Below are 18,262 nucleotides of genomic sequence, written 5' to 3'. Positions count from 1 at the left end.
TATATTAAAGGATAAAAATTTAATGATTATTAGGGTTTAAATATTATAAAATTGACGAAAATAAATAAAGTGGTTCTTTTATGCAAACCAATAAAGTTAAATTAAAACAAATATAAAGTTCATCACCACAAGGGTACAAAGTTTTTAAAAAAATGTTATACTATTAGAAGATATTATTAGGGATGAGAGGTAGAAATGAATGTTACGTGAAGCACAAGAAAAATTAAAGAAGCATTATGGATATGATAATTTTAGAAAAGGACAAGATGCTGTAATTGAGAGCATTATGAGTGGGGTAGATACTTTTGCGGTAATGCCTACGGGTGCAGGGAAATCAGTTTGTTATCAGATACCGGCACTACTTCTTCCTGGAGTAACACTTGTTGTATCACCACTTATATCTCTTATGAAGGATCAAGTCGATACCTTAAACAGTGTAGATATAGCGGCAACATATATAAATAGCTCACTCAGTATTGTGGAAGTTAATGAAAGAATTGATAAGGTAGCACTAGGTGAGTTTAAGCTTCTTTATGTTGCCCCCGAACGGTTAGAATCAGAATATTTCTCAAATATGCTAAATAGATTGACAATATCGCTTTTAGCAGTGGACGAAGCTCATTGTGTATCTCAATGGGGACATGATTTTAGGCCTAGTTATGCATCAATTTCTGGACTTATAAGAAGATTACCGGTAAGACCAATAATAGCGGCCTTCACAGCTACGGCAACAGACGCAGTACGGAAAGACGTTATAAAACTATTAGAATTAAGAAAGCCAGATGTTTATGTAACTGGTTTTGACAGAGAAAATTTAAGCTTCACTGTTATTCGCGGAGAAAACAAAAGAGATTTTGTTTTAAAATATATTAAAGATAACAAAGATAAAGTAGGGATAATTTATACAGCTACAAGAAAAGAAACAGATAACCTTTGTGAACTTTTACTTAAAAAAGGATATAATGCTGGAAAATATCATGCAGGACTAGGAGACGTGCAGCGGAAAGAAAACCAAGAAAAGTTTCTGTATGATGATATAAACATTATTGTGGCTACAAATGCTTTTGGAATGGGAATAGACAAATCAAATGTTAGATATGTAATTCATTATAATGTGACCAAAAGCATGGAAGCTTATTATCAAGAGGCAGGGCGTGGAGGCCGTGATGGGGAGCCTAGTGAGTGTATACTTTTATTTTCAGCTGCAGACGTATTACTTCAAAAATTTTTTATAGAGCAAAGTGTGGGATCACCTGAAAGAAAGATAAATGAATATAAGAAACTTCAAGCTATGGTGGATTATTCCCACACCACTAGGTGCCTGCGAAAGTTTATTTTAGAATATTTTGGGGAAGAAAACGTTCAAGACAAATGTGGAAACTGTAGTACTTGTAATGATGAAAGTGAATTAGTTGATATAACTATTGAGGCGCAAAAAATATTTTCTTGTATTCTTCGAATGAAGGAAAGGTTTGGTACAACTTTAATTGCAGAGGTGCTCAGGGGATCAAAGAATAAAAAAGTTTTAGATCTTGGATTTGATAAGCTATCTACCTATGGAATAATAAAGCAATATACTGTTAAAGAAATAAGGGATCTTATAAATGTTCTTACAGCAGAAGACTATCTTTCCCTTGCAGATGGTCAATTTCCAGTGGTTCGTTTAAAAGAAAAAGCTGTGGCAGTACTTAAAAGCAAGGAAAAAGTTTATCAAAAAGTTGAGAAAAGAAAAGCTAAGGCAGCTCGTGATACTGGGTTATTTGAAATTCTGCGTACTCTTCGGAAAGAAATATCCGAAAGAGAAAAAGTTCCACCATATATTGTTTTTGCAGATAGTGCCCTAAGAGAAATGAGCGAGTATTTCCCAGTAAATAAAAAAGAGATGCTTAATATAAAAGGAGTAGGAGAATCTAAACTCAATAAGTATGGTGAGGAATTTATTGAGGTTATAAAAACATATATGGGTGAAAATAATATAGAACTTACACCGGAAATGCTATATAATGAAGAGGTTGATATTTCGGATATAGATAAACCTGTGGTAGATGGAAAAGGTGGAAATGAAGATAAGGTTCCTAGTTATGTAATTACTTATAATATGTATAAAAAAGGCATGCGCATAGAGGAAATAATAAGCCAGAGACAATTAAAAAGCCTTACAGTACAAGATCATATATTAAAATGTGCTTATGAGGGTTTTGAAGTGAATTTAGATGATTTTATTCCAAAACATCATGAAGCACTTATTATAGAGGTTATAAAAAAAATCGGAGCTTCAAAATTAAAACCTATTAAAGATGCATTGCCCAAAGAAATAGATTATTTAGCTATAAAAGCAGCTATATTTAAGTATTCTAACAATAAAATTTCTTAGGAAAAAGGAGAAAACATGGATAAATCATTTAATGAACTAGGATTACAAGAAAACCTTATAGAAGGTTTGAAAAAACAAGGAATTGAGAGCCCTACAGAAATTCAAGTAAAGGCTATTCCACTAGGACTTGAAAACAAAGACATCATAGGAGAATCAGAAACAGGATCAGGTAAAACACTAGCTTACCTACTTCCTATATTTCAAAAGATAGACGTTACATCAAAGGATATTCAGGCGATTATACTTGCGCCTACTCATGAGCTTGCAATGCAAATACATAAGCAGATAGAACTTTTATCAGAGAATTCTGCTATACTAGTAAAATCTACTAGTATAATAGGCAATGTTAATATTAAAAGGCAACTTGAGTCTCTTAAGGAAAAGCCACATATAATAGTTGGTTCGGCAGGAAGAATTTTAGAACTTATAACTATGAAGAAACTAAAATCACATGGGGTAAAGACTATAGTAATAGATGAAGGCGATAGGATGATAGATGAAAATAACATTGAGGGAGTAAAGGCTATAATTAAAACTACCCTTAGGGATAGACAAATCATGTTGTTTTCAGCTACGGTATCACTTAAAGCGGTAGAAATTGCTAAAACACTAATGAAGGATGCCGAGGTTATTAAAGTAGGGGATAAAAGTGTTGTAAACCCTAACATAGATCATATGTATTTTGTGGTTGAACATAGAGAAAAATTGATTCTTTTAAGAAAACTTATAAGTGCTACAAATCCTAAAAAAGCAATAATATTTATAAACAAAGGTGATGAAGTAGAAATTACAGCTTCAAAACTTAGCTATCATGGATTAAGTGTAGAAGGAATTCACGGGACTTCTGAAAAAGAAAATAGAAAGAAAGCTATTGAGGACTTCAATGCAGGTAAAATCCAACTTTTAGTGGCTTCTGATTTAGCTGCTAGAGGGCTTGATATAGAAGGAGTAACACATATATTTAATCTTGATATACCAGAAAATTCTAAGGACTATTTACATAGAGTGGGTAGAACAGCAAGAATGGGTCAACATGGGTTTGCACTATCAATAGCAGAAGAGAGAGAACTTGATCTTATTAAAAACTATGAAAAAGATTTTAATATAGAAATACTGCCAAAAGATATCTTCAAGGGTATAATTATTGATCCAGAGGACTCGCCTAAAGCTAAACACGCGAAAAGGCTCCAAAATAAAGCATCAAATTTAAAAAAATAAATGGTTAATGAATAAATTACATTAGCTTAGGTTCATTCCTTATGGTATAATGGCTTGGTGGTTTCGACTATAATGGAATTACTTAATATGGAGGTATATATAAATATATGATTAGTACAAATAATATAAGTTTAAGATATGGTGCACGTAAATTATTTGATAATGTTAATATAAAATTCACACCCGGTAATTGTTATGGATTAATTGGTGCTAATGGATCTGGTAAATCAACTTTTCTTAAAATATTATCAGGAGAAATCGAGTCTAATACAGGAGAAGTTATAATTACACCTGGAGAAAGACTTGCGGTTTTAAAGCAAGACCATTTTGAATTTGATGAACATGAAGTTATCAAAACTGTAATGATGGGACATGTAAGATTGTTCGAAATAATGAATGAAAAAGATGAGTTATATGCAAAACCAGATTTTACTGACAAAGATGGAATTAGAGCTTCAATACTGGAAGGCGAATTTGCCGAACTTAATGGATGGGAAGCTGAATCAGAAGCCGCAACTCTTTTAATGGGACTAGGTATTACTGAAGAACTTCAAAGCAAAAAAATGAAGGAATTAACAGGATCTGAAAAGGTTAAGGTACTTCTTGCTCAAACGTTATTTGGTAAGCCAGATATTTTACTTCTGGATGAGCCTACAAACAATCTAGATTCAAAATCAAAAAAATGGCTTGAAAATTTCTTGTTAAATTTTGATAGTACTGTTATAGTTGTTTCTCATGATAGACATTTTTTAAATAAAATATGTACTCATGTTGCAGATATTGACTTTAGTAAAATTCAATTATTTGTTGGGAATTATGATTTCTGGTATGAGTCCTCGCAACTTGCTCTTCAAATGGCCAAAGATTCAAACAAGAAAAAAGAAGAAAAAATTGCTGAACTTCAAAGCTTTATTGCTAGATTTAGTTCTAATGCTTCTAAAGCAAAACAAGCTACTTCTCGTAAAAAACAATTAGATAAATTGACTTTAGACGATATAAAACCTTCTTCTCGTAAATACCCTTTTGTAGGGTTTAAGCCAGAAAGAGAAGCAGGTAATGATTTATTAGTAGTTGAAAATTTAACTAAAATTGTGGATGGAGTTACACTTCTTGATAATTTGTCTTTTATAGTTAACAAGGGCGATAAGATTGCGTTCACTGGTGCAGATGAAATAGCTAAAACTACACTATTTAAGATATTGATGGGTGAAATGGAGCCAGATAGTGGTGAGTTCAAATGGGGAGTTACTACTTCTCAAGCTTATCTGCCAAAGGATAACTCCGAATATTTTAATGCTGTAGATTGTACCTTAGTTGATTGGCTTAGACAATTTTCAGAAGAAAAGGCAGAGAGCTTTATTAGAGGCTTTTTAGGAAGAATGCTTTTCTCTGGAGAAGAAGCGCTTAAACAATCTAGTGTGTTGTCTGGTGGAGAAAAGGTTAGATGCATGCTTTCTAAAATGATGCTTAGTAATGCTAATGTATTAATTTTAGATGAACCTACTAATCATTTAGACTTAGAGTCTATTACAGCTATAAACAATGGTTTAACTAGCTTTACTGGAACAATTTTGATTACGTCACATGATTATCAGCTAATTCAAACAGTTGCAAATAGGATAATAGAAATTACACCTAAGGGAATAATGGATAAAGTAATGTCGTATGATGAATTCTCAGAAAGCGATGAAATTCAAAATGAATTAGAACTTATGTACAAATAAGAGAAGCACTTCTAATAATTATTATTAGAAGTGCTTTTTTAATTAACTAAAAAAAGCCACCAAACCCTCTACCACAGCCACAGCCGCCGCCGCCAACACCTAAAAGCAAGAGAAGTAACCAGATGCCACTGCCGCCACCGATTCCATTTCCACATCCATTTCCACAACTATTTCCAGAATTGTTTCCACAGCAACAGTTATTTCCACAGTTGGAAGTAGGCCTACAGCAACAGTTATTATTACAACAATTATTATTATGTCTATGACTCATTTAAATAACCTCCTTTTTAAATTCGGTACAGTAAAATAAATAGCACTTGAATGCTTGTTATTTATTTTACTGTACCTAAGTAAAAGTTTTAAAAATCTACTAAAGTGTTTTCATTAACCACCTTAAGAAGAAATTTTATGCTTTAACTTAAGTATTGGAGATGCTTTAGTATTGATACCATCACAGCTAGATGATAGACTTCTTTATTTAAAATCCTGTAATTAAGGAAGGTATAGCTCGTACTTTAGTATATTCTACATTTTACTAAGTGTGAATATGAAATTGTATTTGCATAAGTCAAGATATTTGATACCATTTTGGCAAGTGACAAGTTTAAAACAAAAGGCACATGGAATTCCATTTGCTTTTAATAATTTGGTTATATTATTATTAAATGGTTATATAATTAATTAATATATTGTAATATAATTGAGAAAAAAGATAATGTTAATTATTAAGGTAAATAAATTAAATATTTAAAGAAGGATTTTTATGATTGAAATTAATTTTTTTTCATTATTAATTGGATTTAATTCCATATATTGTAAAGTAGTGTTATAATGTTTGTATTGTATTTTGCAATTATAAGTGGTTAATTATTTTATTCCTACAAAAAAGGGTTTTTAAAAATAATATAGAATATAATAACAAACTAAAAAAATTATAAACGGAGGTAAAGGATATGAAAAAAGATAATAATTTAACATCTGCTAAAGAGGCTTTAAAGGCAACAGCAGAAAAAGTTATAAAATCTACGGAAGAAACAAAAGAAAATATGGGAAAGACTATAAGTGCGGTGAAAGATACTGCTAAAAGTGTTAAAACTAGAGCTACTAAAGCAACTACTGCAGCAAAAAAAACAATTGCTAAGAAAATTGATGTTGGATTCTATGTTCAATATCACGGAAAAGAGGTTAGTAAAAAAATATTACTTGAAAATATTTATGAAGAATGGGTAAAATCTCATAAGATTTCAGAACTTAAAACCTTGTCTGTATATATAAAGGTTGAAGAAGATACGGCCTACTGTTTGATAAATGAAGAAATTAAAATGAATTTAAAATTATCATAATATAATGTAAAAAAAGGCTTAGGGCCTTTTTTTATAGGATTAGAAAATTAATGGAGTAGTGATACTAAGAAGTTTTGTGTTTTGATTAAGTGGATTTAACCAAGAATGATCAGTTGTTGAAGGATATTGAATTGAATCTCCTGCTTTTACTAGATAATCGGTTCCAGAAAGGTTTACAATTAATGCGCCTTCAAGCACATAAACAAATTCCTCTCCAGGATGATTAGAACTACTTCCATGCATTTCTTTTGGTGGAAGAATAACTATCAAGGATTCAATTTTTCTCCCAGGAAAATCTCCACTAATTCTAATAAATTCAGAATTTGAGCCCTCTATTTTAAATGTTTTTTCTTCTTCGGACTTAACCAAAAAATTGTGTTTTCCAGGAGCTTTGAAGAAATAGTTCATTGTTACATTTAGTGCTTCTGCAATTTTTTTTAGTGAAGTTATTGCAAGTGAAGAATAGCCATTTTCTACCTGAGATAGAAAGCTTACTGAAAGGCCGGTTTTAACACTCAAATCTTTTAAGGTTAGATTCTTTTCTTTTCTTAAATTACGAATTTTACCTGATATCTCAGCTATCATTAAATACCCCCAAATTTTATACTTATCAAAAAACATAATGGTATATTATTAAAAATAATATTTTTTTACCAAAAGTGTCCATATCTATTATTAGATATGATAACATATTAAAAAAAATTATTCAATATAATAAACATTATAATATTATAATATTATAATAATTATGATATGTATAAAAAAAATATTGTTTTATTTAAGTAGTTACTGTAATATTTAAATTAATTATTGTTATACTTGAAGTATTACTGCTATACTTAAAAAGTTAGGCATATTATAATTTTTTATGATATAATATATTATAAATAACATAATATACTGACTATTAGGTTTAATAAAAAAAAGATAGTTTATATTTCTCTGCTCAATACAGAGAATTAAAATATAATCATAATATTTTAGGAGGGATTTTTAATGATACAGGAAAGACTTAACAAGGTTTTAAAGATTATGCGAGAAAAGAAAATACCTCAGATGATAGTTTCTGATTCGAATGCTATTTTTTATCTTACGGGCAAATGGATATTACCAGGAGAAAGAATGCTAGCATTGTATATTAACACAGATGGGCATAACAAGTTATTCATAAATGAGTTATTTCCTATAAGTGAAGACTTAGGATTAGAAATGATATGGTATAGTGATACTGAAAAACCAGTAGAAATTCTTTCAAAACATATTAATAAAGATATTCCAATGGGCATAGATAAAGACTGGCCTGCACATTTCTTATTAAGATTAATGGAGCTAAAAGGTGGTAGCACATTTGTTAATGGTTCTAAAATTATTGATAAAGTAAGAAGTTCAAAGGATGAAAAAGAAAAGGAACTTTTGAGAGCATCATCAAAGCTTAATGATATTGCTGTTGAAAAGATGATAAAGCTTGTTTCTAAAAAATATACTGAAAAGAAAATGGGAAAAATACTTGGTGACATGTGGGAAGAAATGGGAGCTGAGGGACATTCTTTTGACCCTATAGTAGGTTATGGTGCTAATGCAGCAGACCCTCATCATGTTATGGATAACTCAACAGTTAAAGAAGGCGATAGTGTAGTTATTGATATTGGTTGTATTAAAGACTCATATTGCTCAGATACTACAAGGACCGTTTTTTATAAAAGTGTATCAGACCATAGCAGAGAAGTTTATGACATAGTTAGAGAAGCTAACAAAAGAGGAATTGAGAAAGTTAAACCAGGAGTTAGATTCTGTGATATTGATGCGGCAGCAAGAGACTATATTACAGAAAAAGGTTATGGGAAATATTTCACTCATAGATTAGGACATTCAATAGGACTTCAAGATCATGAGTTTGGTGATGTTTCTTCTGTTAATACTGATAAAGTAGAAGTAGGAAACTGTTTTTCAATAGAACCAGGAATTTATATTCCAGGAGATGTTGGTGTTCGTATAGAAGATTTAGTAATAGTTACTAAGGATGGTTGTGAAGTATTAAATCATTCTTCAAAAGATTTAATTATTGTAGAATAGAATAATTAAGTGTTAGTTTTTTTAAAACATAAAAGATTTTAATGAAAACCCTATGGATTACTTTCATGTAGTCTATGGGGTTTTTATAGATAGATTTATAACTATTTTATTATAATTTCAATAAATAGAGAAAGTTTAAAATTGGAGGAATAATCATGTTAAATATAGGTTGCCATTTATCAGTTTCAAAAGGCTATAAAGCTATGGGAGAAGATGCTCTTAAAATAGGGGCAAATACATTTCAATTTTTCACCCGTAATCCTAGAGGTAGTAAAGCAAAAGAAATTGACCCAAAAGACGTAGAAGCACTATTAGAAATAGCAAAAGAAAACAAATTTGCTGTAATTCTAGCACATGCCCCATATACCTTAAATGCTTGTTCTGCAGATGAACACACAAGAGAATTTGCACTGAAAATTATGGAAGATGATTTAAATAGAATGGAATATATGCCAAATAGTCTTTATAATTTTCACCCTGGTAGTCATGTAAAACAAGGGGCCAAGGTAGGCATCGAATACATTATAAATCTGCTTAATACTGTGTTAAAACCAGAACAAACTACTAGAGTACTTCTTGAAACTATGTCCGGCAAAGGAACGGAAGTAGGCCAAAGTTTTGAAGAACTAAAACAAATTCTTGATGGAGTCATTCTTTCTGATAAGATGGGAGTATGTCTTGATACTTGCCATGTTTACGATGCTGGTTATGATATCGTTAATGATTTAGATGGAGTCATAAATGAATTTGATAGGATTATTGGTCTTGATAATTTATATGCAATTCACTTAAATGATAGCAAAAATCCATTTGAAAGTCATAAAGATCGCCATGAAACAATTGGTGAAGGTTATATTGGACTCGAAGCTATAACTAGAATTATTAATCACCCCAAATTACATCATTTGCCATTTTTTTTAGAAACACCGAATGAATTATCTGGTCATGCTAGAGAAATTAAAATACTGAGAGATGCATATGTAGAATGAGGTGCCATTCACTTGGCAAGTGCACCACCTCATTGTCTACTGTTGCTATATAATAGATACAGTTAAATGTAAATAAATTCTTTGAATTACAATAAACTCTTGTAAATAATCTTTTTAATAGTGAAATGTTACATTATTAGCCTAACTAAGAAATTTTTATGATAGAATGGGTTTATGGATTTTTAACTAACAAAATGTAAAAATTTACGGTAGAATAGAGAAGGATATGTATAAAACTTGCCATTAGTTACGTGGGTGGCGTCAAAGGGGGATAAAGTATGATAAAATCATTCGATTTTTTAATGAGTGCACTAGTTATTTTTTTTAGTTTATGTATAATTAGTAATCTTATTTTTAGCAATAAAAACACTAATAAGAGAAATAGTAAGAAAATTTACTTTGCTATAAGTATGATTTCTTTCCTTTCTTTTCTCTTTTTTGTTACTATAGGTAAATTTAAATTTAAGAGCACCTTACCTTTTCTGATAGTGGGCTGCATGTCTTTGGCTGAAGTTCTTAAAAATTACCAACCCACTGCAATAAATAAGAAAAACTTAGAATATAAAAAAGATGTATAATGGTAATATTTGAAAATAGGATAGAGAAAGTATCTATAAAAAGACTTTCTCTATCCTTAATAATTTTGCATTCTAATGTATAGATATTGTATAATTAATTGGGTAGATATTAAAAAATGGGGTTGATTTAATGAAAACTGTTTATGATTTGGAGAAAAGGATAATAAGTCTAACAGAAATTCAAGAATACTTTAAAATAGAGAATTACGGCGTGCTTGTAGAGTTAGTAAAGACAAAGGTTACAGAGGGTGTTTTAAAGGAAGTTAAAGGCAGTAAATCAAATGGAAGGATGCCCTTCCTTTATAATAAATATAGGGTTAACTTTGTAGAAGAGGATCTTACTTTTCTTAAGGAAGATATTAACTATAGCTTTCCACTAAACTTTAATAGAGAATTTTATCTGAATAATCTTAAAAAATATAAAGATGATAAAGAATATATAGAGTACTTAGCTAATTATTTCAGAAGTAGTAAAAGTAAGTTTGGAGTTACTATGTCCATAAATGAAAGAAGTTTTGAAATATGGGGCCAAGAAAAATTTTTAAAAGATGGTAATGGACAGTGTATTTTGAGAAACTTAGGCCTTACACTAGAGGAATTAAATGTTTATAAAACACCAGAACCTTTTGTATATTTTTCTTGTAAAAGGGGAAGAAATCAAAGAGTACTTATTATTGAAAATAAGGACACTTGGTATACTATAAGAAAACTAATGCTTCAGGGTAGGGAGGTATTTTTAGGGGAAACTGTGGATACTATTATTTACGGCTGTGGAAAAAACATAGAAAAATCTCTTGAGGAGTATGAGTTTACTGTAGAAGAATATCTTCTGCAACCTTTAAGTGTATTATATTGGGGAGATATTGACTATGAGGGTATTTCTATATATGAAAGGCTTAAAAAAAGATACTCTGATAAATTTAATATAGAGCTATTTGTGAATGCCTATATTACAATGGTTAACCTAGCAGAGAATAGAGTGTTACCATGCTATAGCGAAAAACAAAATAAAAATATAGATGTTGTTTTTCTTACTGAAATAAAGCCTTATGCAGAAAAAATTTTAAAAATATTTAAAATGGGTGGTTACATACCACAAGAAATAGTTAACTATAATGTGCTCAGTGAGGGGGAGTAGAATGTATGATTTTTTAAATAATTTTCATAAGAGAATGGAGAAGCTGTCCTACTCCTTTTTAATTGACAACAAGGTTTCAACTTTAACTACCTTTAAAGAATATTTTACGAGCATGGAACTTATAAATTTAGTTTATAGTTTGATGTGCTTTGTCTTGGACAAGTCATTGAAGGATGAGGAATGCACCTTAAACAGTATGTCTGCATTATTAGATGACCTGGCCTCTAAGTATTATGATAGAGTCCTAACAGAGGAAGAGGCTTATGATATTACACATTTCATTGTTTATAAAATTCTTAGAAATGATGGTAAACCATTTATGTTTACCACCATTGATTATTCAACGGGAGAAAAGAAAGTATATGATTATCATCTCCTACAGCAAAGAACTTCGAAACTCGATAATAATAAAAGTACATTTACTCTCACGCAGGAGGGGTATAGGCTTATACTAGGAGCTTTAGAGGTGGATGAGAAAACTCAGATAGATATTAATCAAATGATTTTAGAGATGAGCTTAAAGAGAAAAAATTTCTCTCAAGGGCTTTTGGCAGTTGAAAACTTAAATAACCTTATAACGGCGCAGATAAATGTGGTGAATAATTTTATATATAAAACGAGAGAAAATATATTTTCTATAGAACAGAGCGATTTTGAAGAGAATTTTTTAAAAAATATACAAGTGCTGGTGGAGCAAAACAAGAAATTCGATGAGCTCAAGGAAATAATTATTGTAGAGGAAGAAAGACTAAGTAGAACTGATATAGAAATTACTAAGGAAAATTATGATTCTTTAAAGCAACTTGGCAAGATAAAAGAGCTTTTGATTAGTATATCCTATAAGGCTGGTGAGCTTATAACTTGTCATTTTCATTTTAAAGATGAGTATAAAAAGGCGCTGGAAGAAGCAAGCTTTTATTATAATAATAAGAGAATTAATATTAAAGATGATTTGCTCAGGCCCATTGAGAAAGATGCCTCGAGGCTTGGTAGTGTATATAAACTATTTAATCCACTGTTTAAAGCTAGCATAGCTAAAAAGTTCAATATAAATTCTATGTTTAATGAACAAAATCTTTATTTTAAAGACGATGAAGAGGATGAGATTGTAATAGACATGATAGACAATGAAGATTACGAGCTTATTTTAAAGCAGAAAAATAGAGCAGAGTATAAAGAAATAATTTCTGTTATATTAGCTTTTCTAGTGGAAAATAAGGACTCGGACTTATTAAGCCTAATGAATTTTTATAACAATAAAGATATTTTAGAGTATAAAAAACTTGTACCCACTGTGAGAAAGTTTTCAGAGGTTTTAATTGAACTTTTAAGAATTGGGATTATAGATGTAGAGGAAATGGTAAGAGATCAAAATGATGCTTATGATAATGAGGAAATTGAATTTGATCTTAGATCCTTATTGGTAGAGGAGTTAAATGAAAAATATAGGCTTGTACTCGTTAAGTATATCTATTTTAACAAGTGTAGCGATGGCGCGCGTCTTACAATAACTGAAAAACAAGGAGAAGATGCTAATGAGGACTTTGTAACCCTGCAAAATTTAAATTGTCCTAATATTATTATGAAATTGGAGTAGATAAATATATGTATATATTAGATGATATAAGAAAAGCTATGAGGTTGTATAATTATTTATTAGAGAATGGTGAGCTTACTGCAGTTGGGGATGTGGAGCTTTTTCAATATTTTAGTGATGGAAGCATCAGAGAGATAATTGAAGCTTTTCAGGAAGAGTGCAATGTTGCCATTAAAAAATATGACGACACCATTTACTTTATTCCCAATGTTGATAATGAATTTTTAGGTTATAAGAGAGCTGAACTTAAAAAGGAAATATTTACAAGAACGGATATGAGAAACATAGATTTATTTTTAGCTATGTATATAATGTTACAATTCACCTCTGAATTTTACAGCGGTAAAGGTAGCAATGTAAAGATAAGAGATTTAATTCAATTAGGGGAATTAGACGAAAAAATCACTGAAAGATTAGAGCTTTTTTTAGACAGTGATGATAAGTCTGTAGATGAACAAAGTGGACTAGTAATTACGGATATAGCAAAGTACTGGTTTACCTTAATTAATGAAGATGATTCAACTGCCCTGCGAACCAGAAGGTGGTACATAAGCCAGGTTATGAACTTTCTAAAAAAAGAAAATCTTATTAATTTGCAGGATGAAACAGTTATAATACCAACAGTTAAGTTTAATCGTTTAGCAGCTAATTACTTTTTAAATTATGAGAGGTTAGAAGATATTAATAGAATATTAAATGAAAATATTGGGAAGGAGGATTCCGATGCCTAAGCTAAGTAAAACCAGGATAATTAATTTAAATTATAATGATGGAAAGCGGACTATATATAATGAGTTATTTGACTATGATAATGGTAAGGATGCCTTGTTTTCTATGGAAAATGGTGTAGGTAAAACTGTGCTTATACAGTTTTTTCTCCAACCATTTATAAGAAATAAAAGAGATCTTGCAGGTAGAAAATTTGAAGAATATTTTACTGGCAATGCTCCTACTTACATAATTCATGAGGTACTATTAGATAACGGTGAGAAGCTTCTAGTAGGTATGATAATAAAAAAGGACAACTCTGATGATGAGAAAAATAAGCTCCGAATTCTTGCCTTTACTAATAGATATTCAAGGCCTAATGATTTTGATATAGTAAATATTCCCTTTGTTGATGGTAAAAGAATTTTAAAGTTTTCAGAGGCTGAGGATAAAATAAAGAAATATAAAAGTGGTAAAGTTAATTTTAACTATTATAATTTTAATGACAGCAGTAAGAAATCACAATACTTTGAGGATTTAAGAGCTTATAAAATAAATTATAAAGAGTGGGAAGATATTATTAGAAGCATAAACAATGATGAGTCGGGTCTTTCCAATTTATATGATAAGCATAAAACCGATGAGGCTCTTATAAGAAATGTAATAGTGCCACTTATTGAAAGCAAAATTAATGGTGAGAAAAATATAATTGAAGCTATAAGAAATAATTTAGGCAAATATATTGAAAGCTATAAGCAAAGTAAAGAGTCTTTTCACGAAATAGATTTAATGAAGGCTTTTCAGGGGGAAATGGTTCCTGTTACTGAGCTATTGCAAGAGGGAATTGCAAAGGAAACTTCTAGAGAAAATTTATATAAAGTGATTTATAGTATAGCTTATCTTTGCGAAGAAGAATTTAAGAAAAAATGCAGTGAAAAATCTCAGTGTGAAGAATTTATTAGTGAGCTATATCTCGAACTTGCAAAGGTTAATTACGAGGAGCATTCACTAAATTACTATAATCTTTGCTTAAAAGAAGAAGTGGCCGAGGAAAAGTTCCAAGAGGTAAGTGCAAAACATAAAAATGTGGATATTAAACATAAAGACTTAGTGAGAGAAAAATATAGTCAGGAAAGTGCTGAGCTATATGAGGATCTTACTAATATAGAATCAGAATTAGTTGAGGTTAGAGAACGAATTGAGAATTCGCACAGAGAAGATTCAGAAATAGTTGAAAATATAAACAACTATAAATTTACTCTTAAAAATGTTTATCACGTGGAATTAGATCAGCTTCTGGAAGTGGAAAAAGAACTCCTTGAAACTCAGAAGGAATTAAAGGTGAGTCTACAGGAAAATGAAGAAAAACAAAAAAACATAAATTCAGAGTTTAGAGAAAATATAGGTTCCGAGGCAGAGGCAAAAAACGCAGTAAGAATCTTTGAAGAAAACGAAGAGTCTTTTAAAGTGAAATATGTGGATTTTGATTTAATAAGAAATCCCCTTTTAAATGAATATAGCGCAAAAGAATTAGAGAAATACGGCTTCTGCCTAGCTGAAAAAAATGATGCAAATATTGCTAAGCAACAGGAGTTAACAGTGGAAGCAGCTTCTCTGATGGTGAATAGAGATAGCATAAAGAAAAATATTTATGATTCCACAAAAGACTTAACAGTGCAGAAAATTACTCTTGAAAAAAAGAATAATGAATTGAATAGTTTTAAAAAGGAAACGGCTAAAATTATAGAAATACTTAGAATTAAAAATTTACCACTAAACGTAGCTGTATATAAGGATAAGCTTAAAGAGGTACTAAAAAGTGAAAATGCTAAACTCAAAGAGAATTTAAGTAATGAACAAGATAAATTAAGGCAAATAGAAGATACTATAAATAGGTATGAAACGGGGCTTATTCAACTTCCTAGTGAGGTGATGAGATGCTTTGAGAATAAAGGTATTCACTTCGAATATGCACTTAATTGGCTACAAAACTATAGGGGAAGCAAAGAGGAAAAAGAAAACCTAGTAAAAAATAATCCTTTCTTTCCCTATGGAATATTATTAAGTACGAAGGACATAAGCCTGCTAAAAAATGAAAGCATCGATGTTTATACTTCTATTCCTATCCCTATTATAAATAAAGGAGATTTAAATAAAAAGCTAAAGATAGACAAAAGAAATGATATCTTAACTATTGAAAATCAAGAGTTTTTATTAGCCTTTAATTATTTGCTTCTAGATGAAGAGGAAAGAGCAGAGCTATTAAAAAACTTGAGGCAGAAGATAAAAACTTTAAACTACGATATTGAAAATATAGTTAAGGCTACTTACAGAAATGGTGAATATGAAATAGTTTTAGCCCATTATGAGTATATTGGTAGCGAAAATGATGCTATCGAAGTGGATATAAAAGAATCTGAAATAGCTATTGTGGAACTAGAAACTCTTTTAGCTAATTGCAATGAAAAAGCAATAGCTAATGAAAAAAGAAGAGATGATAACACAAGTGAGTTTCATGAACTTCAAAATAATCTTAGGGATTTATTGCAGCAAAAACAGAATTTTAGTGAATTCTTAGTGGGGCATGAAGAGTTTAAAAAGTATACAAATGATTTGTATGTCATAAGAAAGCATCTAGAATCCCTAAAGAAAAAAGAAGTAAATTTAAAAGAGCAATATTCCAAGCTTCAAGATAAAATTAGTAATTCAAGAAATGAAATATATGAGCTTAAGAGAACGATGAAGGAGACCTCCTCCAAATTTGAGATCTATAAAAACACTTACACTGGAGTTTTATTAAAAGAGGATAAAAATACAATAGAGGCTAGGCTATCTTCTTGTGAAAAACAGCTTGGTGAGAACGTTAAAAGGGATAAAGAGGAGGAGAGGAAGCTTAGTGAAAATCTAAATAAAATTCAGAGTAGACTTAATAGAACAGTTAAAGAAGGCAATCTTTCTTTGGAATATAAAAGTATTAGTTTTTCTGAGGATTATTTAGAAAAGTTAAAAATCGACATAAGTGTTTTAGAAGTACAGATTAATGTACTAAAGGATGAAATGAATAGATTTAATAATGAATTGTCATTGGTTATTCAAAGGAAACAACGAGAAATGGAAGATATTGAGAAGCTAGGATTTGAAGTGCCCATATCAAAGGAAGATATTAAAGATTCAAACTTTAAAGTCCGTGAGAAGAAAATTAAAGAAGATTTAAAAGAAAATAACGAAATTATAAGGGATTATATTGAAGATATTGATAAGCTTAAGCGATTAAAACAAAAATTAGAGATTTATGGAAGTTATTCCTCGGAAATAGTTGATGTAGGTTTTAATTTTACGAATATTCAGGCTGCCACTTTGGCTACTGAGGAATATATAAGCAACTATGAGGATATTAAAAAGGAAATTAATAATATAGAAGCAAAGATTTCAAAAGGAATCAGTTCAATTTACGAAAAATATAGAGATAAGAATAGACTTATTAAAGAGCGTCTATTTGACTATCTTAATAAAGAAAGAAAAATATCACGTCATAGTGACATAGAATCCCTTTTAGAAGTTGTGGACCGGAGTGTAAGAACCCTGGAGCTAGAACTAAGTTCTATAAAATCTGAGGAAGAGGTAGTAATAAATGAAGTATTAAGATATGCTAGTCATGTTCTACAGGAACTTAGAACAATAGATAAAAAATCTAATATCAAGCATTTAGGAAAAACACAAAAACTTCTTGAAATCACAATTCCAGAAGAAAAAGAAGAAGCCACCCTTACTGAATATATCAAAGAAAGGGTTATTTATTATGGTAACTTTGAAGGTGATTACTCAAATCTACTAGAAAATGATATTCAAAGTGCAGAGCTTATAAGTAAGCTTATTGGAAATATTAATAGAATAAGAGTGGATATTAAGAAAATTGAAAAGACTGGTCTTGTAAGAAAAAGCTGGAAAAATGCACTTTCCCAAAATTCAGGCGGAGAAAAGTTTGTATCGATGTTCATATTGCTTTCCAGCCTAATGTCCTATATGAGAAAAAGGGAGACGGACATAGACAATAAGGAAGAAAAGAAAATAATAATTATGGATAATCCCTTTGCAAAAACTAATGCTGAGCATCTACTAGAGCCAATGTTTCAGATAGCAGAAAAATATAATATACAGCTTCTTTGCTTTTCAGGTATAGGCGGAAGTGCAGTGTATAATAGATTTAATAAAATTTACGTAGCGAAAGTAGTAGAAGATAAATTTAGAAATAAAGAAAATGTATCCTTTAAAACTGGTGGGGAAGATACTCTAGAGCTATCCGATTTTACCATAAGTAAGGAGCAAATTTCGTTATTTTAAATAAAAAAATAAGGTACTACCCAATTGGAAACCTTAATAAAATCAGTAGTCGCCTAAGATATTTTACTAAACATTGTGTTACTATGTTTATGTTTCGGGAGGTTTTTTATGGAAAGATATGAACTTAATAAAAATTTGGCTCAGATATTAGAAAGCAAGGGGGGTGGCTAGAATGTCTG

General features: G+C 30.3%; 13 protein-coding genes. 11 read left to right on the top strand and 2 right to left on the bottom strand.

Features of this window, described 5'->3' with window-relative positions:
• Positions 1-199 precede the first annotated feature (199 nt).
• From recQ to ACREVU_RS12070, 3 genes are all read left to right on the top strand, one after another.
• Complete coding sequence (gene recQ, locus ACREVU_RS12080; RefSeq protein ID WP_431551851.1) at positions 200-2,374, top strand: DNA helicase RecQ; 2,175 nt, start codon at positions 200-202, stop codon at positions 2,372-2,374.
• 15 nt (positions 2,375-2,389) lie between these two features.
• On the top strand, positions 2,390-3,592 hold the full coding sequence (locus tag ACREVU_RS12075; RefSeq protein WP_431551850.1) for a DEAD/DEAH box helicase: 1,203 nt from the start codon (positions 2,390-2,392) through the stop codon (positions 3,590-3,592).
• Positions 3,593-3,699: 107 nt separating this feature from the next.
• Positions 3,700-5,316 carry an ABC-F family ATP-binding cassette domain-containing protein gene (locus tag ACREVU_RS12070; protein WP_431551849.1) on the top strand — a complete coding sequence of 539 codons (1,617 nt, stop codon included), beginning with the start codon at positions 3,700-3,702 and terminating at the stop codon, positions 5,314-5,316.
• Positions 5,317-5,362: 46 nt separating this feature from the next.
• Here ACREVU_RS12070 and ACREVU_RS12065 read toward each other — a convergent pair whose 3' ends face one another.
• Positions 5,363-5,587, bottom strand: coding sequence for a ground-like protein (locus ACREVU_RS12065; RefSeq protein ID WP_431551848.1), 225 nt, complete (start codon positions 5,585-5,587; stop codon positions 5,363-5,365).
• Between the two features lie 682 nt (positions 5,588-6,269).
• Between ACREVU_RS12065 and ACREVU_RS12060 the strand changes: the two genes are divergently transcribed.
• Entirely contained in the window at positions 6,270-6,659 is a 390-nt protein-coding gene (locus ACREVU_RS12060) for a DUF6465 family protein (RefSeq protein ID WP_431551847.1), read from the top strand.
• Positions 6,660-6,698: 39 nt separating this feature from the next.
• On the opposite strand, the gene ACREVU_RS12055 is transcribed toward ACREVU_RS12060, so the two are convergent.
• Positions 6,699-7,244 (bottom strand): helix-turn-helix domain-containing protein, encoded by a 546-nt coding sequence (locus ACREVU_RS12055; RefSeq protein WP_431551846.1) that lies wholly within the window; start codon positions 7,242-7,244, stop codon positions 6,699-6,701.
• A gap of 411 nt (positions 7,245-7,655) precedes the next feature.
• On the opposite strand from ACREVU_RS12055, the gene ACREVU_RS12050 reads away from it, so the two are divergent.
• From ACREVU_RS12050 to ACREVU_RS12020, 7 genes are all read left to right on the top strand, one after another.
• Positions 7,656-8,732 carry a M24 family metallopeptidase gene (locus tag ACREVU_RS12050; RefSeq protein ID WP_431551845.1) on the top strand — a complete coding sequence of 359 codons (1,077 nt, stop codon included), beginning with the start codon at positions 7,656-7,658 and terminating at the stop codon, positions 8,730-8,732.
• Positions 8,733-8,887: 155 nt separating this feature from the next.
• A complete protein-coding gene (locus tag ACREVU_RS12045; protein WP_431551844.1) occupies positions 8,888-9,721 on the top strand; it encodes a deoxyribonuclease IV in 834 nt (277 codons plus the stop codon).
• Positions 9,722-9,999: 278 nt separating this feature from the next.
• On the top strand, positions 10,000-10,299 hold the full coding sequence (locus ACREVU_RS12040) for a hypothetical protein (protein ID WP_431551843.1): 300 nt from the start codon (positions 10,000-10,002) through the stop codon (positions 10,297-10,299).
• A 130-nt stretch (positions 10,300-10,429) separates the two neighbouring features.
• Positions 10,430-11,437: a Wadjet anti-phage system protein JetD domain-containing protein gene (locus tag ACREVU_RS12035; protein WP_431551842.1), complete on the top strand. Its 1,008-nt coding sequence runs from the start codon at positions 10,430-10,432 to the stop codon at positions 11,435-11,437.
• Position 11,438: 1 nt separating this feature from the next.
• The gene (locus ACREVU_RS12030; protein ID WP_431551841.1) at positions 11,439-13,034 is read left to right on the top strand and encodes a hypothetical protein; all 1,596 of its coding nucleotides are present in this window, start codon (positions 11,439-11,441) and stop codon (positions 13,032-13,034) included.
• Positions 13,035-13,042: 8 nt separating this feature from the next.
• Positions 13,043-13,765 carry a DUF6063 family protein gene (locus ACREVU_RS12025; RefSeq protein WP_431551840.1) on the top strand — a complete coding sequence of 241 codons (723 nt, stop codon included), beginning with the start codon at positions 13,043-13,045 and terminating at the stop codon, positions 13,763-13,765.
• Entirely contained in the window at positions 13,758-18,083 is a 4,326-nt protein-coding gene (locus ACREVU_RS12020; protein ID WP_431551839.1) for a coiled-coil domain-containing protein, read from the top strand. Before ACREVU_RS12025 ends, ACREVU_RS12020 begins: the two co-directional genes overlap by 8 nt.
• Positions 18,084-18,262: the final 179 nt, after the last annotated feature.

The sequence above is a fragment of the Clostridium sp. genome (assembly GCF_050717535.1).
Classification (GTDB): Bacteria; Bacillota; Clostridia; order Clostridiales; family Clostridiaceae; genus Clostridium_AD.
The sequence above is the reverse complement of the archived record's forward strand: the minus strand, read 5'-3'. Positions and strand labels throughout refer to the sequence as shown.

What these genes read in the sequence shown, in the direction of transcription:
- ACREVU_RS12020 (WP_431551839.1), top strand. Translation starts at nt 13,758, where the DNA reads ATGCCTAAGCTAAGTAAAACCAGGATAATTAATTTAAATTATAATGAT.
- ACREVU_RS12050 (WP_431551845.1), top strand. Translation starts at nt 7,656, where the DNA reads ATGATACAGGAAAGACTTAACAAGGTTTTAAAGATTATGCGAGAAAAG.
- ACREVU_RS12045 (WP_431551844.1), top strand. Translation starts at nt 8,888, where the DNA reads ATGTTAAATATAGGTTGCCATTTATCAGTTTCAAAAGGCTATAAAGCT.
- ACREVU_RS12075 (WP_431551850.1), top strand. Translation starts at nt 2,390, where the DNA reads ATGGATAAATCATTTAATGAACTAGGATTACAAGAAAACCTTATAGAA.
- ACREVU_RS12070 (WP_431551849.1), top strand. Translation starts at nt 3,700, where the DNA reads ATGATTAGTACAAATAATATAAGTTTAAGATATGGTGCACGTAAATTA.
- ACREVU_RS12030 (WP_431551841.1), top strand. Translation starts at nt 11,439, where the DNA reads ATGTATGATTTTTTAAATAATTTTCATAAGAGAATGGAGAAGCTGTCC.
- recQ (WP_431551851.1), top strand. Translation starts at nt 200, where the DNA reads ATGTTACGTGAAGCACAAGAAAAATTAAAGAAGCATTATGGATATGAT.
- ACREVU_RS12055 (WP_431551846.1), bottom strand. Translation starts at nt 7,244, where the DNA reads ATGATAGCTGAGATATCAGGTAAAATTCGTAATTTAAGAAAAGAAAAG.
- ACREVU_RS12035 (WP_431551842.1), top strand. Translation starts at nt 10,430, where the DNA reads ATGAAAACTGTTTATGATTTGGAGAAAAGGATAATAAGTCTAACAGAA.
- ACREVU_RS12025 (WP_431551840.1), top strand. Translation starts at nt 13,043, where the DNA reads ATGTATATATTAGATGATATAAGAAAAGCTATGAGGTTGTATAATTAT.
- ACREVU_RS12060 (WP_431551847.1), top strand. Translation starts at nt 6,270, where the DNA reads ATGAAAAAAGATAATAATTTAACATCTGCTAAAGAGGCTTTAAAGGCA.
- ACREVU_RS12065 (WP_431551848.1), bottom strand. Translation starts at nt 5,587, where the DNA reads ATGAGTCATAGACATAATAATAATTGTTGTAATAATAACTGTTGCTGT.
- ACREVU_RS12040 (WP_431551843.1), top strand. Translation starts at nt 10,000, where the DNA reads ATGATAAAATCATTCGATTTTTTAATGAGTGCACTAGTTATTTTTTTT.